The organism is Streptomyces sp. NBC_01288 (assembly GCF_035982055.1).
GTDB lineage: Bacteria > Actinomycetota > Actinomycetes > Streptomycetales > Streptomycetaceae > Streptomyces.
The window spans coordinates 2,354,780-2,378,561 of the sequence record NZ_CP108427.1 but is presented as its reverse complement, the minus strand read 5'-3'; the positions used below and the strand labels follow the sequence as shown (position 1 = coordinate 2,378,561).

Annotated in this window: 17 protein-coding genes and 1 tRNA gene; 7 read left to right on the top strand and 11 right to left on the bottom strand. The window is 71.0% G+C overall.

Going from position 1 to position 23,782, the window contains the following annotated elements; all coding sequences use genetic code 11:
- Window positions 1–8 precede the first annotated feature (8 nt).
- The 3 genes from OG194_RS10360 to OG194_RS10350 all read right to left on the bottom strand — a co-directional run bounded on the left by OG194_RS10360 (window position 9) and on the right by OG194_RS10350 (window position 3,612).
- Window positions 9–2,387: a hypothetical protein gene (locus tag OG194_RS10360; RefSeq protein ID WP_327400568.1), complete on the bottom strand. Its 2,379-nt coding sequence runs from the start codon at window positions 2,385–2,387 to the stop codon at window positions 9–11.
- 3 nt (window positions 2,388–2,390) lie between these two features.
- Window positions 2,391–2,462: transfer RNA gene (locus OG194_RS10355), tRNA-Lys, on the bottom strand.
- A 106-nt stretch (window positions 2,463–2,568) separates the two neighbouring features.
- The gene (locus OG194_RS10350; protein ID WP_327400567.1) at window positions 2,569–3,612 is read right to left on the bottom strand and encodes a lysylphosphatidylglycerol synthase transmembrane domain-containing protein; all 1,044 of its coding nucleotides are present in this window, start codon (window positions 3,610–3,612) and stop codon (window positions 2,569–2,571) included.
- A gap of 255 nt (window positions 3,613–3,867) precedes the next feature.
- On the opposite strand from OG194_RS10350, the gene OG194_RS10345 reads away from it, so the two are divergent.
- Complete coding sequence (locus OG194_RS10345; protein WP_327400566.1) at window positions 3,868–5,346, top strand: glycoside hydrolase family 3 N-terminal domain-containing protein; 1,479 nt, start codon at window positions 3,868–3,870, stop codon at window positions 5,344–5,346.
- A gap of 3 nt (window positions 5,347–5,349) precedes the next feature.
- Here OG194_RS10345 and OG194_RS10340 read toward each other — a convergent pair whose 3' ends face one another.
- The gene (locus OG194_RS10340; RefSeq protein ID WP_327400565.1) at window positions 5,350–6,630 is read right to left on the bottom strand and encodes a glycoside hydrolase 5 family protein; all 1,281 of its coding nucleotides are present in this window, start codon (window positions 6,628–6,630) and stop codon (window positions 5,350–5,352) included.
- Between the two features lie 8 nt (window positions 6,631–6,638).
- Here OG194_RS10340 and OG194_RS10335 point away from each other — a divergent pair, with 8 nt between their 5' ends.
- Together OG194_RS10335 and OG194_RS10330 are read left to right on the top strand one after the other, a co-directional pair.
- On the top strand, window positions 6,639–7,649 hold the full coding sequence (locus tag OG194_RS10335; RefSeq protein WP_327400564.1) for an N-acetylglucosamine kinase: 1,011 nt from the start codon (window positions 6,639–6,641) through the stop codon (window positions 7,647–7,649).
- Window positions 7,646–9,877 (top strand): glycoside hydrolase family 3 N-terminal domain-containing protein, encoded by a 2,232-nt coding sequence (locus tag OG194_RS10330; RefSeq protein ID WP_327400563.1) that lies wholly within the window; start codon window positions 7,646–7,648, stop codon window positions 9,875–9,877. The genes OG194_RS10335 and OG194_RS10330 overlap by 4 nt, the downstream gene beginning before the upstream one ends.
- On the opposite strand, the gene OG194_RS10325 is transcribed toward OG194_RS10330, so the two are convergent.
- The 6 genes from OG194_RS10325 to OG194_RS10300 form a co-directional block, all read right to left on the bottom strand.
- Window positions 9,867–10,751 carry a carbohydrate ABC transporter permease gene (locus tag OG194_RS10325; RefSeq protein ID WP_327400562.1) on the bottom strand — a complete coding sequence of 295 codons (885 nt, stop codon included), beginning with the start codon at window positions 10,749–10,751 and terminating at the stop codon, window positions 9,867–9,869. The genes OG194_RS10330 and OG194_RS10325 overlap by 11 nt on opposite strands.
- A complete protein-coding gene (locus tag OG194_RS10320; RefSeq protein ID WP_327400561.1) occupies window positions 10,748–11,764 on the bottom strand; it encodes a carbohydrate ABC transporter permease in 1,017 nt (338 codons plus the stop codon). The genes OG194_RS10325 and OG194_RS10320 overlap by 4 nt, the downstream gene beginning before the upstream one ends.
- Window positions 11,764–13,134 carry an extracellular solute-binding protein gene (locus OG194_RS10315; RefSeq protein WP_327400560.1) on the bottom strand — a complete coding sequence of 457 codons (1,371 nt, stop codon included), beginning with the start codon at window positions 13,132–13,134 and terminating at the stop codon, window positions 11,764–11,766. Before OG194_RS10315 ends, OG194_RS10320 begins: the two co-directional genes overlap by 1 nt.
- 129 nt (window positions 13,135–13,263) lie before the next feature.
- Complete coding sequence (locus tag OG194_RS10310; protein WP_327400559.1) at window positions 13,264–13,890, bottom strand: peptidyl-prolyl cis-trans isomerase; 627 nt, start codon at window positions 13,888–13,890, stop codon at window positions 13,264–13,266.
- The gene (locus tag OG194_RS10305) at window positions 13,887–18,113 is read right to left on the bottom strand and encodes an NEW3 domain-containing protein (protein WP_327400558.1); all 4,227 of its coding nucleotides are present in this window, start codon (window positions 18,111–18,113) and stop codon (window positions 13,887–13,889) included. Before OG194_RS10305 ends, OG194_RS10310 begins: the two co-directional genes overlap by 4 nt.
- Window positions 18,114–18,246: 133 nt before the next feature.
- Window positions 18,247–19,131 carry a MurR/RpiR family transcriptional regulator gene (locus tag OG194_RS10300; protein ID WP_327400557.1) on the bottom strand — a complete coding sequence of 295 codons (885 nt, stop codon included), beginning with the start codon at window positions 19,129–19,131 and terminating at the stop codon, window positions 18,247–18,249.
- Between the two features lie 118 nt (window positions 19,132–19,249).
- Between OG194_RS10300 and OG194_RS10295 the strand changes: the two genes are divergently transcribed.
- Window positions 19,250–20,014, top strand: a complete 765-nt coding sequence (locus tag OG194_RS10295; RefSeq protein ID WP_327400556.1) for an SIS domain-containing protein — start codon at window positions 19,250–19,252, stop codon at window positions 20,012–20,014.
- Window positions 20,015–20,237: 223 nt separating this feature from the next.
- On the opposite strand, the gene OG194_RS10290 is transcribed toward OG194_RS10295, so the two are convergent.
- Complete coding sequence (locus OG194_RS10290; RefSeq protein ID WP_327400555.1) at window positions 20,238–21,023, bottom strand: DeoR/GlpR family DNA-binding transcription regulator; 786 nt, start codon at window positions 21,021–21,023, stop codon at window positions 20,238–20,240.
- A gap of 129 nt (window positions 21,024–21,152) precedes the next feature.
- On the opposite strand from OG194_RS10290, the gene OG194_RS10285 reads away from it, so the two are divergent.
- The 3 genes from OG194_RS10285 to OG194_RS10275 all read left to right on the top strand — a co-directional run bounded on the left by OG194_RS10285 (window position 21,153) and on the right by OG194_RS10275 (window position 23,781).
- Window positions 21,153–21,800 (top strand): bifunctional 4-hydroxy-2-oxoglutarate aldolase/2-dehydro-3-deoxy-phosphogluconate aldolase, encoded by a 648-nt coding sequence (locus OG194_RS10285; RefSeq protein WP_327400554.1) that lies wholly within the window; start codon window positions 21,153–21,155, stop codon window positions 21,798–21,800.
- A gap of 104 nt (window positions 21,801–21,904) precedes the next feature.
- Entirely contained in the window at window positions 21,905–23,200 is a 1,296-nt protein-coding gene (locus OG194_RS10280) for an MFS transporter (protein ID WP_327400553.1), read from the top strand.
- On the top strand, window positions 23,197–23,781 hold the full coding sequence (locus tag OG194_RS10275; protein ID WP_327400552.1) for an AAA family ATPase: 585 nt from the start codon (window positions 23,197–23,199) through the stop codon (window positions 23,779–23,781). Before OG194_RS10280 ends, OG194_RS10275 begins: the two co-directional genes overlap by 4 nt.
- Window position 23,782: the final 1 nt, after the last annotated feature.

The following is a 23,782-nucleotide window of genomic DNA, read 5'->3' as shown; positions in this document are numbered from 1 at the left end:
CGGGCCTCTCAACTGCCCTTTGTCTCTACGGCGGTTGGGTCCGTCGCCAGCCAGTGGCCGTCCGTGGTCCAGCCGAGGAGTCGGCGGGCGCGGCCCCCGTCCGCCGTGCCGTCGGGGGCGAAGGCGCCGCCGTCCGCGACCAGGCGCAGCCCGGCCAGCGCGGGCGCGAGGCGGGCGGCGACATGGGGAGCGTGGCGGGCCGCTTCCGCGTCCAGGCCGTCGAGTACCCGCCGCTGCTCGGAGGGCGGGCACAGGGACAGGTGGAACACCAACTGCCGCCAGGCGTACGCCGCGTCCTTGATCGTGGAGTACGGCCACGGGTTGTGATGCACCCGGGTCGTCAGCCGGCACACGGTGCCGAAGCAGCGGCGCGCCAGGTCGGCCCAGCCCGGCTCGGGGGCGATGCCGACCCGGTGGACCAGCGTGGCCAGGTTGTGCGTGGTCAGGATCTGGGACTGCTCGATCACCTTGCCGTTGGCCGCCACCCAGGACCCGGACGAGGAACCGGACTTCGGCCCCGCCGGAGCCGAGGACGCCGCCGCGGCCCGCTCCGCGCACAGCCGCGCGAACCCCGGGGACGTGCGAGGCCCGGCCCCTGACCCGGTCCCGTCCGACCGTCCCGCCGCCTCGCTCGTCTCGGCGATCGCCAGGTCATGGATCGCCGCGTAGTCGACGCCGTAGTACCGCTCGTACAGCGAACCACCGAGCAACTCGCCCGCGATCCCGGCCGCCACAAGGAACTTGGGGCCGAAGGCGTCCATGAAGATGTCCGCGGCCAGCTCCTCCACCAGCGGGGCGCCCAGCTCCGACTGGCGGGCGAGCACGCCGAGTTCGCGCACGAGCGGGTTGGGCAGGATCGTGCCCGGGAACCCGCGCACGGCCAGTTCGCCCAACTGCCGTAGCAGCAGGGCCGCTTCAGCCGTGCCGTCGCCGCGCTGCGCGGCCACCGCCCGTACCCAGGGCAGTTCCTCGATCCGGACCTGCCGCTCCAGGTTGAGCAGGAGCAGCGAACGGCGGTTGCGGAACGCGCGGTAGTTCGTGGCCATCAGGGTCCGCAGCGCCTTGTCGTCGTAGGCCCGTGCGGTGGTGACGGCGACCAACCGCGGTACCAGTTCGGCCAGTACCTCGGCCGAGGGGACGACTCCCCGCTCCACGAGGGTGGATACCGGTGCGCTGAGCGCGCCCTCGACCACCCGCCGTAGCACGGGCGGGAGTTGGGCACCGGCGGGCAGGCCGGTCTCCCGCTGCTCCGGCTCGGAGACCGGGGCGAGTACGGGTGTGAGGTCGGCGATGCCCGCCTCCTGGGGCAGCCCGGCGAGCCGGCCCACCAGCACCTGCGCCAGGGCGTGATGGGAGGGGAGCGCGGCCTGGGCCCGCTGTACGCGGCGCAGTTCCGTGTGAGGTGCCGAGCCCGGCAGACCGCGCCGCAGCACCATCGACGCTACGGCGTGCCGCAGCAGCCCGAGCCGCCGCGCGTCCAACTCCCGCCCGGCGACGTTCTCTTCGAGCGCGCCGCGCAGAATGCCCAGGTTCCCCTTGGGGTCGCGGTGCTTCCCGCAGCGCGTGTGCTCCTCGGCCAGTAGCCGGTATCGGCTCAACAGGCCGGCACCGCGCTCCAACCAGTCCGCGTCCGGGACGAGTTCGAGCACCGGCCCGTTTTCCCCGCCCGCCGTCTCCAGCCAGTGCGCGAGCAACTCGTCCCCGAACGGCTGCCATACGGCGAGTGCCTCGCGCTGTGTCTCCACGGCCGCGTTCGGGCGTCGCCGGACCAGCCGGTCCACGGTGTCGGAGACGCTGCGGCGGTGGAGGGCGTCGGTGACGTCCGGCGCGGGCCGACCGGTCGACGGGCGCGGCAGGAAACGGAGTTGATCCGCGAACGGTTCCAACTCCGCGACCAGGTCCAGGGCGGCGGCCGTCTCCCCGTGCCGCACCAGCCACGCCATGGTGAGCAGCGCGCCCTCCTCGGGCACGGTCACCTCGTACCGCCCGCTGTTCAACTGCCCCCACAGCCAGGCGAGTCCGGTGTCGGTGAGGCAGTGCGCGAACAGCGCCCGCCGGTCCGCGGGCACGCCGAACCGCTCCGCGAGCCGCGTCTCGTACGGCTGGAGCGGACCGCCCGCACTCGGGGTGCCCGTGGCGAAGCTGCCGTGCACCACCTCGGGGGTGACCCAGGCCGGGAGTCCGGCCACCGGGGTGCGCGAACCGATCGACAGCAGGCCGCCGGCCATCCCCGCGAGCACGGCACGCCAGCGCGTCACGCGGCTCTCCGCGCGACGGCGGGTGTCGGTGTCCCCGTGGGTCAGCGCGGTCGTGAAGGCCTTGGCCAACTGCCCTTGGGCATAGCCGGGGTTCGCGGTGAGGTGCTGCTGGTCAGCGTCGTCGTTCATAAGCCGACGTGGCAGGTCCTGCCCCTGCGCCCTCCGGGATAAGAGCCCGGTGCTCTGCTGCTGAGCTACACGCCGATGAGCAGCGACGCTAGACGCGGAACGGGTGGCCGTACAAGGGGATTTCGACGGACAAGGGGATGCGGACGGATGGGCGGGATGCCGATGTACAGGGGGATGTCTGTCACAGCACCTTCCGGTGGACCAGCGCCGACAGCATCAACGCGCCCGGCAGCAACGGCACCCACACCGTCAGGACGCGGTAGCCGATGACGCTCGCCGTGGCCACGTCCATGGGGGCGCCGAACGCGACCATCGTGAACACCGTCGCCGCGTCCACGGGACCGATCCCGCCGGGTGCGGGCACGGCGCCGACCGCGGTGCTGGCGGCGAGGAACGCGAGGACGACCTGCGGCCAGGACAGCGGCATGCCGAGCGAGGCGCCGACCGAGAAGATCACGGTCGCCTGTAGTACCGGCGCGGCGGCCGCCCCGCCCCACAGGGCGAGGATGCGGCTGGGCATGGTGTGCAACTGCCGTACGTCGGTCAGGGCGGTGCGGAAGCAGCGGAGGACCGGGCGGCGCAGCGGAGGCACGACGGCCAGGAGCAGGCCTGCCGTGCCGAACGCGACCCCCAGCCCGCCGAAGGCGAGGACCAACGACCAGCCCCGCGGGACGAGTTGGCCGGACCTCAGCATCTCGGGGAAGGCGATGAGGAAGGCGATGAGCACGATGGTCTTCGCGATCGGCCGGACGAGTGAGTACAGGGCGAGCGAGGCGGTGGCGCGGGGGAGGGGGATGCCGCGGCCCTGGAGGAAGCGCAGCGTGACGGCGTGGGCGCCGATGCTGGCCGGCAGCGCGTGGTTGGCGGCGCCGGCGGCGAACTGCGAGGCGATCAGCAGACCGGTCGGCAGCCGCTCGGGCACGGCGCCCTGGCGGACGAGGGCGGCGGTGCCCCAGCCGAGGCAGGTGAAGAAGAACGCGGCGAGCAGCCACCAGGGGTCGGCGGACGCGAGCCGGGCCGTGCCGTCGTACATGGCGCGCCAGTCGACCGCCGCCCACACCGCGATCAGCAGCAGGGGCAGCAGGGTCAGGATCCTGGTGGCGAGGCGTGCCGCGGAGGGGAGGCGGGGGAGGCGGAAGGGGACGGGGGCGGTCGGAGTGGCGTCGGGGCCGGCGGTGGAGACGGGGAGCGGCCCGGGGATCTCTTCGAGCGGAAGCAGGGACACGTTGCGAAACGTTCCCGTCCGGTATGACGTCGTGGTGTCCGTCAGCGGAAGGGGCGCGGGCGGCTGGGCGACGCGGACGGCTTGAATGGCTTGAAGGGCCCGGGTGAACGCACCGGGCGCACCATCGGCATCATCTGTGACACCGCCCACTTCACCGCCCGCTCCACCACTCACGCCACCACCCCAGATCATTGCCTGAATCAACAATCCATCGGTTTGTTGACTTTAGGTTGAGCGAGCCATTTCAATTCCAGTATGACCCACGCCGAGCGTATGTCCGCCGCCGTCACCGCCCTGCCCGCCGACCTCGACGAGGCGGCCCACCGCTGTCTGGTCGCCGGGTTCGACGGCGCGACGACCGTGCCGGACCCGCTCAAGCGGCTCATCGACCGCGGCCTCGGCGGCGTCATCCTGTTCACCCGCAATGTGCGCGACGCTCAGCAGGTGCGCCGGCTCACCGACCAACTCCGTTCCATCCGCCCGGACTTGCTCGTGGCCATCGACAACGAGGGCGGCGGAATCGGCCACTTGGTGAGCGCGGGCGCCCCGGACGTCCCGGGTTCCTACGCCCTCGGAGTCGTCGACGACCCGGCCCTGACCGCCCGTTGCGCCGACGCGCTCGCAGGTCACCTCGCCACACTGGGCATCACCGCCTCGTACGCACCCGTCGCCGACCTTCAGCACCAACCGCGCAACCCGATCGTGCGCACCCGCTCCTTCGGCGCCGATCCCGTCCTGGCCGCCCGCCATCTGCGCGCCTGGATCACCGCCACCGACGTCCGCGGCATCGCCTCCTGTGCCAAGCATTTCCCGGGCCACGGCGGCACAATCACCGACAGCCATCACGGTGTCGCCACGGACCCGCGCCCTTACGACGAACTCCTCGTCGACCTGGCACCGTTCCGCGCCGCCATAGCCGCGGGCGTACCGATGCTCATGAGCGCCCACGTCGTCTTCCCGGCCCTGGACGCCAACCGCCCCGCCACCCTCAGCCGCCGCATCCTCGGCGATCTGCTCCGCCTCGAACTCGGCTTCGACGGCGTCCTCGTCAGCGACGCCCTGGAGATGAAGGCGATCGCCGACGCGTACGGCGAAGCCGCCGGGGCCCGGATCGCCCTCGCCGCCGGAGCGGACCAAGTCATCGTCGCCGTACCGGACCTGGACGTCACCCTGGCCTGCCGGGACGCAGTCCTCGACGCGCTCCACTCGCACGTGCTGCCCGAGGAGCGGGTGTGGGAGGCGGCCGGGCGCGTACGCCGGCTCGCCGAGCGGTACGCGACCCCGCGCCGCACGGTCACCGCCTGGGACGCGGACGCCGGCCTGGAGGCGGCCCGCCGCGCCGTACGCACCCGGACCCTGCCCCCGCCGATACGCGGCGCCCACGTCGTCGACCTGTTCCCGGCCCCGCACCCCGCCCTGAACTGGGGCGGCGAGGATCTCCTCACCGAACTCCGCGCGATCGACCCCACGGCCACCGGCACCGTGCTCAACACGGAACCGGCCGACCCCGCCGCCCTCGTCGACGGGATCGTCCGGACGGGCGCCCCGCTGGTCGTCGCCACCTCCGACGCCGGCCTGCACCCCTGGCAGACCCGGCTGCGCGACACGCTCACGGCCCGGCGCCCCGACGCCGTACTGATCGACACCGGACTGCCGGAGGGCGGCGCCCTCTGCTCCTACGGTCGCGGGCGGGTCAACCTGCGGGCGGTCGCGGAGCTACTGACGGGCGCGTGATCGCTATGGGAGGCGTACGACTTCCTTGATGCCCCGCGCCGCCAAGTACCCCGCGTCCTGCGCCCGTTCGGCCAGCACCACCGCAGGCCGGACGCCTTCCGTGCGCAACCGCATCCACTCCTCGAAGTACGCCCCTCCCGGCCCGGACACCGAGCGGGTGGCCGGGGTGCAGTCCAACACCAACGCGGTATCGCGGAGGTGGACGGTGTGCGGCTCCGCGACGGCTTCGGCGAAGGCCTCGGCGATCGGCTTGGGGCGGCCCGCCGAGTCGAACAGGCCCAGCGTGTATTCGAGTTCGGGGTAGTCGGCGAGCGAGCGGTCCACGTCGTGCGAGCACCACCAGGTCACACCCCACAGACCTTCGCACTCGGCCGCGTTGCGCACGGTCGCCCGCGCGAACTCCGGGGCGTCCGCCGCCGGGATGTGCGGTTCGGGCGCGCCGGTCTCCTGGACCCAGACAGGCCGGGCCGGGTCGGTGGCGTACGCCTTGGCCAACTCCGTTCCGTACTCGGCGAGATGGAGCACCTGCGGCGAGCGCGGACCGTAACGGCGGGCACAGTCGCCCGAGAACACCCACGGGTGGACGGTGGTCAGATCACCCTTGCGGGCCGAGGCCTCCGGGGTGAACGGGTGGTCGTCCCCGTACCAGGCGGCGTCGTACGCGGAGTGCGTGACGAGGCGGTCCGGCGGCAGGTGCTCGCGGGCGGCGGCCAGCAGCGTGTCGAGATAGTGGTCCACCTCGGCCACGGTCACCGGGTTGTGCTCCACCAAGTTGTTGAGCTCGTTGCCGAGTTGGAGGCCGATCAGGTTCGGGCGGTCGGCGAGGGCGCTGCCCAGCGTGCGCATCAGCTCCGCCTGGGCGGTGATGGCCTCCGGGTCGGTGAAGACGTTGCGGTGGTGCCAGCCGCGGGTCCACTCCGGGTAGAAGTCGAAGCTCGACAGATGACCCTGGACGCCGTCCACGAGCACGTCGAGACCCGCCTCGCCCGCCAGGTCGACGAGGTGCACCAACTGGTCCACGGCGGCCCTGCGGATCAGCGTGCGGTTGGGCTGGAGCAGCGGCCAGAGGTGGAAGATCCGGACGTGGTCCAGGCCGAGCCCGGCTATCTGGGCCAGATCCTCGCGGGCGTGCGCCGGGTCGAAGTCGTGCCAGGAGTGGAACCAACCGCGGCGCGGCGTGTAGTTGACGCCGAAGCGGAGCGTAGGAATGGGATCCTCCCCAGGTCCGGTCTTGCCCTGTCTGTGTCTTTGGCTCTTGTTCTGCGCGAATGTATCAACCACCATAGTCAGTGATGAGCAATGATTTGAACCAAGAATTCGTCGGTGACCTCGTCGTCGGCCTCGACGCCGGCGGCACCCGCACCCGCGTCGTCCTCGCCGCCGCCGACGACGGCCGCCCTCTCGCCGAGGGCGCGGCCGGGCCCGGCAACGCCCTGACCGTCCCGGTACCGCGCCTTACCGACCACCTGGTCGAGGCGATCGGGCAGGCCGTCCCGGAGCGGGCGCGCGCCCGCGTGGTCGCCGTGTCCGGCGGTTTCGCGGGCGCCACGGCCGCCTCCACCGAGGAGCCGGGACACGTCAACGCCCGCACTGCCCTCACCGCCGCGCTCCAGCGCCTCGGCATCCCCACCGGCCGCGTGCGCGTCCGCAGCGACATCGAGGCGGCCTTCGCCTCCGCCCCCGGCACCCCCGCCGACGGCCTCGCCCTGGTCGCCGGCACCGGCGCGGTAGCCCTGCGCATCACCGACCGCCGCTCCACGGCCACCGTGGACGGCGACGGCTGGCTCCTCGGCGACGACGGCAGCGGCTTCTGGATCGGCCGCAGCGCGGTACGCGCGGCCCTGCGCATGGCGGACGGACGCGGCCCTACGACCGTGCTGGCCGGGTCCGTCGGACAGGCGCTCGGAGTGCCGGCGGAGGAACTGCCCGGCGACGGCGACTGGTCCCGCGCCCACCGCGAGGCCTACCGCATGCACGTACTCCCCGCCGTGATGGCCGAACTCCCCATCCGCCTCGCCCGGTTCGCCCCGCTGGTGGTCGAGGCGGCGGGAAAGAAGGACGTCGTGGCGGAAGGCATCCTCGACGAGGCGGCAGACCAACTGACCGACACGGTAAGGGCGTTGGAACCGGCCCCGGGTGAGCGAATCGTCGCCACCGGCGGCCTGCTCGGCCCCGAGGGCCCGCTCACGACCCTCCTCACCGCCCGCCTCCACACCCTCGGCCTGACCCTGGACTGGGTACCGGACGGCTGCCGGGGCGCGGTCGCCCTCGCCCGACTCGCCTACGACGGTGACACCCGATGACCGACACCACCGTCCCCGTCTACCGCGACCCCAACGCCCCTGTGGACAGCCGGGTTTCCGACCTCCGCGCCCGTATGACCCTGCGCGAGAAGGTCGGCCAGCTCAACCAGCGGATGTACGGCTGGAATGCCTACCGCCGCACTCCCGACAGCCCCGACGGGTTCGAACTCACCGACGCCCTCCGCGCCGAGACCGACCGCTTCGCCGGACTCGGCGCGCTCTACGGCCTGTTCCGCGCCGACGCCTGGTCCGGCGTCGACCACACCAACGGCCCCGGCGCCCAAGACAGCGCCGCGCTGGCCGAGTTGGTGCAACGCCATGTCATCGCGAGCAGCAGGCTCGGCATCCCGGCGCTGTTCGTCGAGGAGGTGCCGCACGGCCACATGGCCCTGGACGGTACGGTCCTCCCGGTCAACCTGGCCGTCGGCGCCACCTGGGACCCCGACCTGTATGAGCGGGCCGCCGCCCACGCCGCCGCCGAACTCCGCGCCCGTGGCGGTCACTTGGCCCTCGTCTCCGCCCTGGACATCGCCCGCGACCCGCGCTGGGGCCGCACGGAGGAGTGCTTCGGCGAGGACCCGCACCTCGCCGCCCGCCTCACCGAGGCGCTGGTGCGGGGGATGCAGGGCGAGCCCGGCGACGGCTTCGCTCCCGACAAGGCCCCCGTCGTCCTCAAGCACTTCGCCGGCCAGGGCGCCACGGTCGGCGGCCGCAACTCCGCCGAGTCCGAACTCGGCCTCCGTGAACTCCACGAGATCCACCTCCCCGCCGCCCGCGCCGGAGTCCGCGCAGGTGCCGCCGCCCTCATGTCCGCCTACAACGAGGTCGACGGCCTGCCCTGCTCCGGCAGCCACGCCCTGCTGACCCAACTCCTGCGCGAGGACTGGGGTTTCGAGGGCCTGGTGATGGCCGACGGGCTTGCCGTGGACCGGCTCGCCCGTATCACCGGCGACAAGGTCTCGGCGGGCGCGCTCGCACTCAACGCCGGTGTCGACCTGAGCCTGTGGGACGAGGGCTTCACACATCTGGAGGAGGCGGTCGAGCGGGGACTGGTGACCGAGGAGGCCATCGACACCGCCGTGGCGCGCGTGCTCAGCCTGAAGTTCCGGCTGGGCCTCTTCGAACGGCCTTACAGCACAGGCGAGTTCCCGTCCCCGCATCAGGGCAGAGAGCTGAGCACGGCCCTCGCCCGAGCCGCCGTCACCCTCCTCCACAACGACGGCGACGTCCTGCCCATCCCGGCGACCGTCTCCCGTATCGCGGTCATCGGCCCCCAATCAGCCACCACCACCCACCAGTTGGGCGACTACACGGCACCACAGCCTTCCGGTGTCAGCGTCCTCGAAGGCCTACGGCGACTCGCCCCGCCCGGCACCGACTTCCGCCACACCCCCGGCTGCGCCCTCACCGGCGACGACCTCTCCGGCATCCCCGAGGCGGTCGCCGCGGCAGCCGCCTCCGACCTGGCCGTTCTCGTACTGGGCGGCAGCAGCGCCCGTACCCCCGACACGGACTTCGACGCCAACGGGGCCGCGCGGAACGCAGTTTCGGAGATGACGTGTGGCGAGGGCGTCGACCTCGCGGGCCTGAGCCTCGGCCGCGCCCAACTCGCCCTCCTGGACGCGGTCACCGCCACCGGCACACCCACGGCGGTCGTCCTGATCCAGGGCCGCCCTCATGTCGTCCCCGAACATGCCGGCGCCCTGCTCACCGCCTGGTACCCCGGTCCATGGGGCGGCGAGGCCATCGCCGAGGTACTGCTCGGCCACGCCGAACCGACCGGGCGTCTGCCCGTCTCCGTGCCCCGCTCGGTGGCCCAACTCCCCGTCTACTACAACCACAAGGACACCGAGTACGGAGGCTACGTGGATGCCGGCGCCGAGCCGCGCCACCCCTTCGGGCACGGGCTGTCGTACACGAGCTTCAAGTACGGTCCGCCGCGCGTCGCGGGGAACGTGATCGAGGTCGACGTCACCAACACCGGGAAGCGGCACGGGCGTTCGGTCGTCCAGGTGTACATCCGGCGGCTGATCACACCGGTGTGGCCGCGCACGCTCGAACTGCACGCCTTCAAGGGTGTCGAGTTGGCCCCGGGGGAGCGCCGTAGGGTCGAAATCCCCTTCGGCACCGACCAGTTGGAGCAGGTCGGTGCCGTGGAGGTTCGGGTCGCGCAATCCGCGCGGGCGGCGCTCGCCGTCGAGCCCGTTGTCGTACGCCTCAGAGCTTGACGGCTCCCGCTGAAACGCCTTTGTAGAACCAGCGTTGGGTGATGACGAACAGCACGAGCACCGGGATCACGGAGATCACCGAACCGGCCATCACCACGCGCTGGTCGTAGCCGAACGACGAACTCTGCAACCGGGAGAGGCCCAGCGTCAGGGTCATGTGGTCCTCGGAGCGGAGCACGATCAGGGGCCAGAGGAAGTCGTCCCAGGCGCTGATGAAGGTGTTGATCGTGACGACCATGATCGCGCCCCACGCGGACGGGAGATAGAGGTAGCGGAAGCGCTGCCACTCGCTCGCGCCGTCCAGCATCCCCGAGTCCTCGATCTCGCGCGGTACCGCGAGGAACGCGCCGCGCATCAGCAGGACGTTGATCGCGCCGACGAAGCCGGGCAGCCACACGCCCACCACGCTGTCGACCAGGCCGAGGTCGCGGATGCTCAGGAACAGCGACACCATGATCGACTCGAAGGGGAACATCATGGAGGCGACCAGGAGGATCCAGACCGACCTGCGGCCCTTCCAGGCGGGCTTGGAGAGCATGTAGCCGGCCGTGGTGGAGAACAGGAGCTGGCTGCCGACCGAGAGGGCGACCACGATCAGGCTGTTCTTGATGTACGTCGCCACCGGGACCTGGCTGAAGACCTCGCGGTAGGCGTGCAGGGTCGGGTGGTGGGGCAGCAGGGAGGCGTTCGCGCCGAAGACGTCCTCGCCGGTGCCCTTGAGCGAGGCCAGGAGCTGCCAGATGAGGGGCCCTACGGTGAGGCCGAGGACCAGCAGCAACAGGAGGTAGCGGACGAGGAGTTCGCGAGGGCGGCCGTAGTCACGCCAACGGGGCGTCAGGCGGCGGGACTTGGGCCGCACGGCGGTCGTCGTCATGACTCGTCCTCCTTCGTGAGGCGCTGCGCCAGCAGGGTCAGTCCCAGGGTCAGGACGAACAGCGCCACGCTCACCGCCGAGCCGTAGCCCGCGTTTCCGGTGATGGGGTCCAGGCCGACGTCCCGGATGTAGAAGGGCAGCGTGCGGTCGGCGCCGCCGGGGCCGCCGGTGGAGCTGCCGAGCATGTAGATCTCGGTGAACACGCGCAGCGAACCGATGCCGGTGAGGGTGCCGACCAGCATCATCGCCTGGCGTACGCCGGGCACGGTGATGTGCCAGAAGCGGCGGGCGGCACCGGCGCCGTCCATGGACGCGGCCTCGTGCAGTTCTTTTGGAACGTTCCCGAGGGCGGCCAGGTAGAAGACCATGTACCAGCCGAGGCCCTTCCACAGGGTGAGGCCCATCGCGGAGAGCAGGATCAGCCACGAGTCGGAGAGGAAGGGGATCGCCGACCGGATCAAGTGGGCTTTCTCCAGCCAGGTGTTGACCAGCCCGTCGTCCGCCAGCAGCCACTGCCAGCTCAGACCGACGACCACGCTGGAGGCCAGCACCGGGGTGTAGAAGGCCGAGCGGAAGAAGCCGATGCCGGGGAGGTTCTTCTCCACCAGGACGGCCAGCAGGAGGGGCAGCAGCACCATGAGCGGGACGACGATCACGGCGTACAGGACGCTGTTGCGGGTCGCCAGCCAGAAGTCCGAATCGCCCAGCATGCGGGTGTAGTTGGAGAGCCCGACGAAGTTCGCGGCGCCGCCGAGCGGCTTGGCGTTCGTGAACGACAGCAGCAGCGTGTTGAGGAACGGGAACACCCCGAACACCGCCGCGCAGACGATCGCTGGAGCGGTCCAAAGCCAGGGCAGCCACCAACGGCGGTACAGGGACGCACCGTTGGCGCCGGGGGCGGGGCCGGGCAGGACGGCGCGGGCGAACTTACGTATGCGGGACGTGCCCGGTGCGGAGACGACGGCCTCCGCACCGGGCACGGTCACCGGCTTCGCGGTCTGCGTCGCCACCATCAACCAGCCTGCTTCAGCAGCTCGTCGGCCTTCGCCTGGGCGTCCTTCACGGCCTGCGCCGCGCTCTTCTTGCCCTGCATGGCCAACTGCACCTGCGACACGATCGCGTTCTGCACGGCCGGCGAGAGGTTGGTCTGGTAGGCCGTGGTCGTCTTGAGCTGGTCCGCCACGAGCTTGCGGGCCTGCGCGAACTGGTCGTCACCGCTTGCCTTTTGGAAGAACGGGTCGTTCAGCGAGGTGGTGGTCGTCGGGAAGATCACCACGTCCGGATCCTTGGCCCATGCCGTCTGGTTCTCGGCGTCGGTGAGGTACTCCGCGAACGCCAGTGCCACTGGGGCGTGTTTGCTGGTCGCGGCGACCGAGATGTACTGCGGGGCGCCGGTGGTGTGGCCGAGTGCGTCGAAGGGCTGCTGCCCGACGCCCGTCTTGGCGTAGATCGAGGGGCTGTTCTGCTTCACGAACCGCACATAGCTCGGGTTGGTGGAGCCGTAGGCGACCTTGCCCTGCGTGTACGGCGTGGACGGGTCGTTGCTGGAGGACAGCGAGTCCTTCGGCATCGCGCCCTCCTTGTACAGCTTCGCCATCCAGGCGACCCACTGGGTGGTGCGCGGATCGTCGGCGAACACGGCCGACTTGCCGTCGCTGGAGAGGGTCTTGATGTTCATCTGGTCGAAGTCCGCGGGGATGCGCCAGATCGGATTGGCCATCGTCGCGTAGTACTTGCCCTTGGCCGACTTGGCGATCTTCTCGTAGTCGGCGAACAGCCCGAAGATCGTCGTCGGCGGCTTCGCGGGGTCGATCCCGGCCTTCTTCAACAGGTCGGTGTTGTACGTCAGGACGATGCCGCCGGTGTACCAGGGGAGCACGGTGTGCAGCGCGGAGCCCGAGGCGTCCTTGAAGGTGCTCGACTTCCAGAACGCGGGGACGAACGGCTTGCCGACCGAGGGGTCCTTGACGCCGAGGTTGAGGAGGTAGCCGGCCTTCGTGAGCGCCGTCGCCGTCTCCGAGTTGAGGTTGAGGACGTCCGGCAGCGTGCAGGCCTGGGCGTCGGCCACGGTGCGCTGGGTGAAGGTGCTGTCGCCCGGATCGTCGATCCACTTCACCGACGTACCGGGATGCGCCTTCTCGAAGGACTTGATGACCCCGTTGAAGAACGTCCCGAAGTCCTTCTTCAAGTTGGTGGTCTGGAAGGTGATGCTGCCCTTCACCGAGCCGGTGAGCTTCCCGGACCCGACGTTGCCCTTGTCCACCTTGCAGCCGCCCGCGGTGGAGTCGCTGTCGCCCGAACTGCCGGACAGCCCGCAGCCGGCGGCCGTCAGGGTCAGGACGATGATCCCCACCATCGATCCGGTCAGTCTTCCTGTGCGCATCGCTGCCCTCCTGAGCATCAGCCAACAGCTGGTTCAATTAACCAACTTCGACTCCGATTGATGAAAAGGTGGACCAGAATTCATCGGAGGTCAATGGGTTCCCGTGTTGCTTTTAGGTTCCGGGAGTGATCAGTGCCGGTGCTCGTGGTCCGGGTGCGCCGGATCGCCGGGATGCTCATGACCCACGGCATACACGACGCCGGCCTTGGCCTGGTCCAACCAACCGAAGAAGGCCCGCCGCCCCGCGGCTTGCCGCAACTCTCGCTCGACCCCCGCACGGGCCTGCCCGTACGGCACGAAGTCCTCCGATGACACCCGACCGAACGGGTCGACACCGCGCCGTAGCGCCTCCGCGGTGAGGAAGCGATCCCGGTTCCGGTCGTAGTAGTCCCGTACGGCTTCCTCCGCGACCTCCTGCTCGCCCTCCAGCTCGGCCAGCAGCAGCCGGGCGGCCGGGGAGTGCGCGAGGGCCGCCGCGACGATGCTGCCGAGATCCGCGACATCGGTCTCGGCTACGGCGAGCACCTGGTCCGGCGACACCTCCGCGGGAGGCTTCAACCCCCGCTCCGCGCACGCCCGTTGGGCCAGCTCGTCGATGACCACCACCTGCGTCGCCCACCGCCGGCGCTGCCGCTCGGCCCGCGCGAGCGCCTCGGGCCGGGTCTCCCGGTCCCGCGCCGGTACGGCCGCCAGCAGCGCGTCCACCCGCCTCTTTGGAACGGTCCTGCCGCGCACCACGGCCGCGTGCTCGGTCACGGCGTCACCTCCAGCGCGACGGCCTCCGTGTAGGCGACACACCCGTTCCAGGCGACCTTCGCGAGCAGCCAGTACGACCCCGGTTCCACCGCCGAGCCGTCCACCTCGATCAGGCACTCCTGTTCCGCGCCACCGGCCACCGTGAACCCCTGGCAGCCGGGTGCGACCCCGGCCCAGGTGCCCCACGAGGAGACGGCCCAGAGGGTGCCGTTGATGGGCCCCCGGGTGGTGTTGCGGACGGTCACGGGCACCTGGACCCGCTCGCCCGCCCGCACGGTGACCCGCTCAACTCCCAGACCGGACACCAGCGTTGGGCCATGCTGCCAGCCCGCCACGTCCAGCGCCACGACGTCCTCGTACGTCTGCCCGCCGTACTCCAACCGGGCCGCGAGCCAGTGCCGGCCGGGCTCCGGTTCCGGCGGAGGCGTCACGGCCACCTCCGCCAGCGTGAACCCGCCTGGGCCCAACGCGTACGGCAGCTCGGCGGGTCGCGCGGTCCAGCCGGGCGGGACCTCGATCCTCACGGTGCCGGACACCGGTGCGTCGGTGAGTTCTGAGCCGACTCTGACGGTTGCGGTGACGGGGCCGGAGACGGTGAGCACGCCGGGGGAGAGGTACACGGACACCGGCATGTTTCCCCGGGGCGCGGGGCCGGAGTTGTGGAGCCAGTAGCGGGTGTGGACGGGTTGCGCGGGCTCATCTGCCGCAAGTCCAGGCCCGGTTGAGGTCTCGACGTCGGCAGTCGCCAGCACCGTCGCGACCTCGAACCCGGTCAGATCGACGGCGAGCCCACCATCCCGCTCCGGCGTCAACTCCTCACCGGGCGCCTCCAGCACGTCGGCCCGCGCACCCTCGGCCCAGTCGCGCGGCCCGCGTATCCGGGCCCGCACCGGCCGGCCGTTCACCTCGTGCATCCGTACGACGACACCGCGCCCCGGATCGACCGGAACCGCGCTGCCCCGGGCGAGCGGGGAGCCGACCGGCTTGAGGGCATCGAGGACGACCTCGCCCGCCGGTTCCAGGGCGAGCAGGGCCAACTTCCTTGGCAGGGTGCCCTGTTGGGTGGAGGTCCGCAGGCGGGCCGTGAGCGGGTGGTTGAACTCATGTCCGGCCTGAGGGAAACGCGCCTCACGCCAGTCACCCGCGCCCGCGACCACCGCGTACTCGAACTCATGGGTCCAGCGCTGGAGTTGGAAGGCCGAACCGTCCGGTGCCGTACGGCGCGGCGGGTCGACCCAGATGCCGGAGGGCCAGCCGGTGCAGGAGCGCATGAGGGACATGTAGAGGTCGCCGGAGGAGGTGACGACACAGCCGGGCGTGCCCCGGTTGAGCACGGCGAAGCTGCGGCCGTCCCAGGCGTCGCCCGGCGGTAGCGCCTCGCAGCCGCCCGCCGCCGTGGCCGTGAGGGCCGCGTCGTCGAGGTCGGCGATCAGCGCGTCGACCGCCTTGGCGTCGTCCTCGGGGCGGGTGCCCGCGACCACGAGCAGCGGCAGTCGTTCGAGGTCGCGCAGGTCGGCCCCGGGCACCCACTCCTCGCGCAGCCCGGCACGCGGCGCGACCCACACCACCGCCACACCCCGCTCGGCCAGTTGCCGGCGCACCTCGCGACCTGCGGCCGGGTCCCAGCCGAGGGCCTCGGCGACCACGGAGTTGCGCTCGGGCGCACCTACGGCGATACGGAAGTCGGGGAGATTGGAGTCGACTTCGAGGTCGCCGTAGCGCGGGCCACCGGCGATTGTCGAGGTCGCGGTGACCCCGGCGCGGACCAGGGCCGCCGCGAGCGGCGTACCGAGTTCACCGGCGTCGCCCCAGTCGGCGTAGACGAGTTCGGCGACGCCGATCGACCGGTGCCCGAGCAACTGCCCCGACTCGTCCCGTACCGCGACCCGTGCGGTGGATCCCAGCCCGAACCACGTGTTCGCCGGGTTGTCGAGCGTCCACGGGAACTCCTCGCTGTCCACCTCCACGAACCCGAACCCGCGCCCGATCACCGCGTCCGCGACCTCGTGCACCGGCAGCCCGCCGGTCACGTCGGACGGCCAGCGCACCCGGATCAGCCGGTCGGCGCCGTCGTAGCCGTCGACGGTCGTCGTCAGATCGAGGCGCGGGACCCCGGCCCACAGCGTCAGCCGCTGCGTGTACCGGAACAGTCCGAGGTCGGCGGTGACGGTGATCCGGGAGCCGGCGGGGGAGTGCTGGACATCGACCTCGGCGATGACGTCCCGGCTGCGTGCGGCGTTGGTCCCGGTCGGTGTGAGATGCCACGGTCCCTCGCCGAAACGCGGGTGCCGTGCGTACTCCTCCTGTACGACGAGTTCGTTGCCGATGTCGCCGGCGCGCAGCAACTCCCGGCCACCCTCGGCCAGTTCGCGCAGGCTGCTGACGCCGCCGCCGCGCGCGGGGTCGACCGTCACCTCGTAGAACTCGTTGCGGATGGTCAGGCCCTCGCCGGGCGTCCACTCGGGTACCGAACCCTCGGCGAGCGGGAGGGCCTTGAGGCCCATGCCGGGCACGTCCGGTACGACGACGCGGAGTTGGTCGCCCTCGCGTACGGCGGGCAGCGGCAGGCCGGTGTCGTCCAGCGGGACGCGGCCCGGGTCGGCGACCGTCAGGACGTCCCGGCGCTCCCAGGTCGCCGCGTTGAACACGACCAAGTCATCGGCGGCACCCGGCATTTGGGCGACCGTCGCGGCCAGGGCGTCCGTCGCGTCGGCGTGCACCGTCTCGGCCAGGTCGTACAGCTCGCGCCAGCCGGTCATCAGGTCGATGTACACCTGGTCCGACTCGGAGCCGGTGATGGCGTCGTGGTGGGCGCCGTAGATGAGCTGGCGCCAGGCCTTGTCCAACGCCGCGTCGGGGTAGGGGTGTTGGGCGACCAGCGAGGCCAGGGTCGCCCAGGCCTCGGCGTCGGCGAGGAGGGTCTCGCCGTGGCGCTGGGCCTGCTTGGTGTCGATGTAGGAGACGTCCTTGCCGGTGTAGACCGGGTTCATGTCCCGGGTCTGCGGGGACGCCTTGCGGCCCTCCTCGTCCAACTCGACGCGGACGGCGGCGAAGAAGTCCCGGGGGATCGCGCTGACGAAGCGCGGCGACACGTAACGGGCGTTCCAGTCCCGGTGGATGTCCATCACCCAGCGGCACGGGGGCGCGTAGTCCCCGCCGACCGGGAGCAGGACGTTGCGGGTGAGCGCGACCTTCTTGAGTCCCCGGAAGAGCTTCAGCGCCGCCGCTTCCGCCTCGGGGAGCGTGGGCGCGTTGTCGATGGCCCAGCCGGCGCCGTAGTGGTTGACCATGTAGGCCGTGAGGAGTCCGCGCCCGGAGGGGGCGATCCAGCTGAACTCGGCCGGGAACTGCATGCGTTGGGGGTCGCGTGGCTCCTCGCCGAACACGGACAGGGTCGGGCCCCACTGGTGGAACGGTCCACGCGCCCATGAGCTGGAGGAGACTCCCGCGTCCGCCATCAGGCCGGGGAACTGCGGGTCGTGCCCGAACGCGTCGAGCTGCCAAGCGGTTTCGGGGGTCGCGCCCAGGATGCCGCGCTGGAAGCCGTCCCCGTACAGGGCGTTGCGTACGGTCGCCTCGGCGCCGGTGAGGTTGGTGTTGGGCTCGTTGTAGGTGCCGCCCATGATCTCGACCCGGCCGGTGCGGATCAACTCCCGCAGGAAGGCGCGCTCTTCGGGGAAGGCGTCCCAGTACGGCTTGAGGTAGTCGACCTCGGCCAGCACGAAGGTGTACGCGGGGTCGCGGCGGGCCAGGTCGCAGTGGGCGCGGACGAGGGTCATGCCGGACTGGCCGCGGGAGTCGAAGGTGCGGGCCGGGAGACCGGTGGAGGCGGGGTCGTCGGCCACGTCCCAGGTCTCGGTGTAGGCGCCCTGGGTGTTCCACCAGACGGGGTCGTAGTGGAAGTGGCTGACCATGAACATGGTCCAGCCGGGTTCGGCGACCGTGAACTCGGTGGTGAGCGTGGCCAGTTGGTCGCCGTCGGCGGCCGTCACCTCGATCGAGCATCGCTCGCCGGGTGCGAGGTCGGCGGTCACGGGTATCTCGACGTGCGCGGTGCCGTCCTCGCCCACGACCGTCTCCGCGGTGCCGTGCACGCCGGGGCCCTCGACCGTGAGGCGGACCGGCCGGCCGGGGACATGGGCGAGTTCGGCGGCCACCACCTGGAGCGGATGCTCGGCGGTGCCGACGAACAACTCGGTCGACAGGGCAGCGGTGACGCGCATGGGTCTCCTACCAGAGGCTCGGCGGAGCGCCCATCCTGACATCGCGAAGATGATTCAAACAACCATCTCCGCGTAACTTCGGTGGTTCATCCATGCAGACTCGGCCGAGATCACGGCCGGGTCCCGGCTGGGATCACCGGCCCCGGCGGGACTTCACGGCATGCTCCCCGGCGATGTGGTCGGTGAGGGCCAGGGAGGCGCTCGCGCGCTGGTAGGAGAGCTGCGCGATGCGGACGTAGAGGCAGTCGATGAGGACCAGGACCGAGTGGCGGGCACCGATGATGCCGGTGGGGAAACTGGTCGCCGAGGACGAGGAGATCAGCCGGATGTCGGCGGTGCGGGCGAGTGCGGAGCGCGGGTCGGAGGTGAGGGCGATGGTGGTCGCGCCGCGCTCCTTGGCGAGTTCGAAGGGCTCGATGGTCTCGCGGGTCGAACCGGAGTGGGAGATGCCGATGGCGACGTCCGCCGGGGTGAGCAGGGCGGCGGAGGTGGAGGCGGCGTGCACCTCGGTCCAGCCGCGCACCGCGCAGCCGATGCGGAACAGCCGGGTCTCGGTCTCCTGCGCGACCGCGCCGCTGCCACCGATGCCGTAGACGTCGATGCGCCGGGCGCGGGCGGCGGCCGTGGCCGCGCGCTCCACCGCGTCGAGGTCGATCCGGTCGATCGTCTGCTGCACCGCGCGCAGGTCCGCGCTGCCCACGACCTGCACGACCCGTTCGAGATCGTCGTCCGGGGAGATGTCCGGGCCGATCTCGGCGGTGCCCCAGTCGGAGACCTCGCCGCGACCGCGCTCCTGGGCCAGCTCGATCAGCAGATGCTGGTACGAGTCGAGGCCGACCGCGCGGCAGAAGCGGGTCACCGTGGCCTGCGACGTGCCGGTGCGGCGGCCCAGCTCGGCGGCCGAGCAGTGGGTGACGGCGGCCGGATCCTCCAGGATCAGCTCGCCGACCTTCCTCAGTGAGCCGGCCAGGCGGGGCAGCTCGGTGCGGATGAGGGTGGTGACGTCTGTCGGGGGCATGTGCAGAAGGTATCAGCCACCCCAGAGGCCATCGATTGAATACCAGGACCGTATGTGATTTATTGATTCATTGATCTAGAAAGAATAGGTGGTTTGATCCACCGGTGGGGAGAATCGCGTGTCCGCCGAGTCCGTAAGCGCCGAGACCTTCGCGCGCGAGAGCCTGGCCGTCCTCCAGCACATCACCGAGTCCAGCCGCGACACCGTGTCCCGCGCCGCCGAACTGATCGCGGACTGCGTCCGCACGGACGGCGTCATCCAGGCCTTCGGCACCGGCCACTCCCAGGCCATGGTCCTCGAACTCGCGGGCCGCGCCGGGGGGTTGGTGCCCACCAACCGGCTGAGCATCGCCGACCTCGTCCTCTACGGCGGCGACCCGCCCAGCGTCCTCGACGACCCGCTGCTGGAGCGCCGGTCCGGGGTCGCCGAACGCCTCTACGACCTCGCGGCACCCCGCCCCGAGGATCTCTTCGTCATCATCTCCAACTCCGGTGTGAACAAGGTGATCGTGGAGATGGCCCTGCGCGTGAAGGAGCGCGGCCACCGGCTTCTGGCCATCACCTCGCTCGCCCACACCCGCGCCGTCCCGGCCGGTCACCCGAGCGGCAGGAAGCTCGTCGACCTCGCCGACGTCGTCCTCGACAACGCGGCCCCGCGCGGCGACGCCCTCCTCGAACTCCCCACCGGGGGTGCCGTTTGCGCCCTGTCCACGCTCACCGGCGCGATGCTCGTCCAGCTGTCGGTCGCGGAGGCGGCGGCGCAGTTGCTCGCCTCCGGGGAGCGCCCGCCGGTGTACGTCTCGGCCAATGTGCCCGGCGGCTTCGAGGGCAACCTGGAGCTGGAGAAGCGGTACGAGGGGCGAATTCGCCGTACCGCGAGCTGAGTTGACGTAGCGGTGTTGTCGTAGAGGCGCGGTGGAGACGAGCGGCCGGAGCCCCCGGAACCGGGCCGCGGCCGCTCGTCGTCGTCACGTCCCCCGTCGACACGTCTCCCGTCAACGCGCAGGAGTCAGACGGGAATTGCTGGAATCACCGAGTGATGCTAGGCGCGGTGAATGCATCATTCAATGGAGGTTAGCCGGTACTCGGCCACTGTGGGGCGGGTGGTCAGCCCGTGCGGAGCACCGCCGGGCCCTCCTCCGCGATGCGGTCGACCACGGCGGGCGGCAGGCCGTCGTCGGTCACGACCGTGTCGAGCCGGTCCAGCCTCGTCACGTTGAACCGCTCCACCGTGCCCCACTTCGTGCTGTCGGCGAGCAGCGCGACCGAGCCGGCCGCCTCCATCACCGCCTGCTTGAGCAGCACCTTGTCCATCGAGAAGCTCGTGATGCCGTGGGCCAGGTCCCAGGAACCAGCACTCAGGAAGGCTAGGTCGAGGTTCAGCGCTCCGACCGTCCTGGCGGCCAGGGGCCCACTGCTCGAACCGCTCGACACATCGACCTCGCCACCGGTGTGGACCGTGTGCACGGACGGCAGTTCGCACAGCGCCAGTACGGCGTGAAAGTCGTTGGTGACGACGGTGAGATCCTTGCGGCCGACCAGGAACGGCACGACCGACTGGCAGGTGGTTCCCGCGTCGAGGAACACCGTCATGCCGTCCTCGACGAGTTCCGCCGCCCGCCCGGCGATCGCCTGCTTGCGGGGCATCTCCAGCGCCGCGCGCGAGGCCCGCTCGCGGGGCGGCACATGGCCGGTCCAGTCCGCGAGCCGCACCCCGCCCTGCACCGAGACCACCTGACCGCTCTTCTCCAGCGCGGTGATGTCCCGGCGCACCGTCATGTGCGACACGTTCAGCGCCGCGGTCAGGTCGTGGATGCTCAGCACCCCGCTGCCCCTCAGCAGGCGCAGCAGCTCCTGATGGCGTTGCTCGGGGATCAGGGGTGCCCTGCTCAATGCGTCTCCTCGAAGCCGGGGGAGCGGTGGGTGGACCGGTGGGTCGAGCGGCGGCTCGCCGGGGTCAGCCTAACTTCGTGTGACAAGGGGCGTGACAACATGTGAATTCATGTTCTAACGTGTTCTCCCATGGTAACAAAGTTTAACGCCCTGGAATCAATCACCGGTACGGGCGCGCTGCTCATCGTCCGCCTGGAGAGCGCCGAGGAAGCCCTCGCCGTCTCCGAAGCGGCGATCGAGGGCGGCATCCGGGCCCTGGAGATCACCCTCTCCGTGCCCGGAGCGCTGGACGTCATCAACAAGCTCTCCGAGCGCTACGGCGACGACGGCATCCTGATCGGCGCCGGCACCGTCCTGGACGAGCACTCCGCGTACGAGTGCCTCTCGGCCGGCGCCCGTCTGCTGGTCAGCCCCAACCTCAACCCGGCGATGCTGACCACCGCCAACCGCTACCAGGCCGTCACGGTCAGCGGCGCCTTCACACCGACCGAGATCGTCGACACCATGCAGGCCGGCGCCGACATAGTGAAGCTCTTCCCCGCGGAGTTCGGCGGCCCGGCCTACGTCCGCACGGTCCGCGCCCCGCTCCCGCAGGCCCCGCTCATGCCCGCGGGCGGCGTCACCGCCGACAACGTCAAGGAATGGTTCGAGGCCGGAGTCGTCGCGGTCGGCGTCGGCAGCTTCGTCACCAAGGCCGCCCGCGCGGACGGCGACTACCGCCACGTCACGGACGCCGCTACGACGATGCTGCGGGCCATCGAGGGAGCGCGGGCGTAACTCCCGCCTCCCGTAAGGCAGTACCCGCACCGCTCACACCCCCCCCCGCACCATCCGTCCCCAACTCCCCAGCACCAGCACGGTGGTTCAAAGAGGAGCTCACCATGGCTCAGCAGTCCCTCACTCCCGACTCCCTCGACCTGGGCGGCACCGCTCCGCGGACCTCGATCCGTATCCGCTGGGTCCTGGTCGCCCTCCTGGTGATCGGCGGGGTCGTCAACTACCTCGACCGCGCCACGCTGAGCGTCGCCAACACGACCATCGCCGGTGAGTTCGGCCTCAACGCGACGGAGATGGGCGTACTGCTCGCCGCCTTCTCCTGGCCGTACGCCATCGCCAACCTCCCCGCCGGCTACCTCGTCGACCGCTTCGGCCCCAAGCGGATGTACGCCTGGGCCGCCGGACTCTGGTCCCTGATGACGATGGTCACGGCCGCCGCACACTCCTTCGGCGTGCTCTACGCCGCCCGGGTCGCCCTCGGCGTCGCCGAGTCCCCGTTCTTCACGGCCAGCCTCAAGGTCAACGAGCGCTGGTTCAACAAGGACGAGCGCGCCCTGCCGATCTCGATCGTCAACACCGGTTCGCAGATCGCCAACGCCATCGCCCCGCCGATCCTCACCGGCCTTCTCCTGACGGTCGGTTGGCGCGGCATGTTCGTCGCCGTGGGCGCGCTCGGCATCCTCGTCATGCTGGTGTGGCTGCGCGTGTACCGGGACCCCACCCTGCGCGAGCAGGCGATCATCAGGGGTGAGGAGTTGGCGGAGGCCCGCGCGAACGAGCAGGCGAAGCCCGCCAGTTGGGGCGCGCTGTTCCGCCAGCGCAACACCTACTTCATGATCCTCGGCGCCTTCGGCATCTTCTACACCGTGTGGGTCTACCTGACCTGGCTGCCCAGCTACCTCCAGACCTCCCGCGGCCTCAGCCTCTCCGAGACCGGCTGGCTGTCCTCCCTGCCCTACCTCTGCGGCATCGTCGGCGTCCTCTTCGGCGGCTGGCTCTCCGGCCGGCTGATCCGCCGGGGCCACTCCGCGGTCGTCTCCCGCAAGGTCCCGATCGTCGGCGGTGCCGTGCTGGCGGCCGCGGCGGTCCTGCCCGTGGCGTACGTCCACAGCACGCCGGTCGCGCTCACCCTGCTCTCCCTCGGCTACTTCGCCGCCCAGGTGCCGATGGGCTGCCTGTGGACGCTGGCCTCGGACATCGCGGAGTCGCACCAGGTGGCCTCGCTCGGCGCGATCCAAAACTTCGGCGGCTTCCTCGGCGCCGCGATGGCCCCCATCGTCACCGGTGCGATCCTGGACGCGACCGGCAACAACTACACGTACGTCTTCCTCGTCGGCGGAGCACTCCTGCTGCTCGGCGGAATGTCGTACCTCTTCTTCGTGAAGGAACGCCGCGCATGAGCACCACCGCACGCGTCTACGTCGTGATCGGCCCCGCCGGGTCGGGCAAGACCGGCGTGGCCCGGCTGATCGCCGAGCTGAGCGGCGCCGCGTACATCGACAAGGACACCGCCTGCACCCGCCTCACCGAGGCGCTCCTCGAACTCGCCGGCACGGACCGCAACGAGCGGGACCTCAACCCGTACTACCAGTCCGTGGTGATGGACCTCGAATACGCGACCGTCCTCGACCTGGCCGCCGACAACCTGCGGGTGGGGCGCCCGGTCGTCCTGGACGCGCCGTTCGGCCGCTACTTCCCACAGCCGGACTACCTCGCCGAGGTGACATACCGTCACAACTGGCCGTCCGACGTCGAGTTGGTCGTCGTCCAGGTACAGGTGGACAAGGACACCGCCCGCGAACGCGTCCGGGCCCGGGGCTGCGCCCGGGACCGGTCCAAGCTCGCCGACTGGGACACGTTCTGGAAGACGGCCGAGGCCAACGAGTGCCAATGGGCGGACGGGCGGCGGCTGGTGTTCGACAACCGGGCCGACGGCATTACGGCGGATGAGGTCGCCCGCGCGCTGGAAGGCTTGTCCTGAC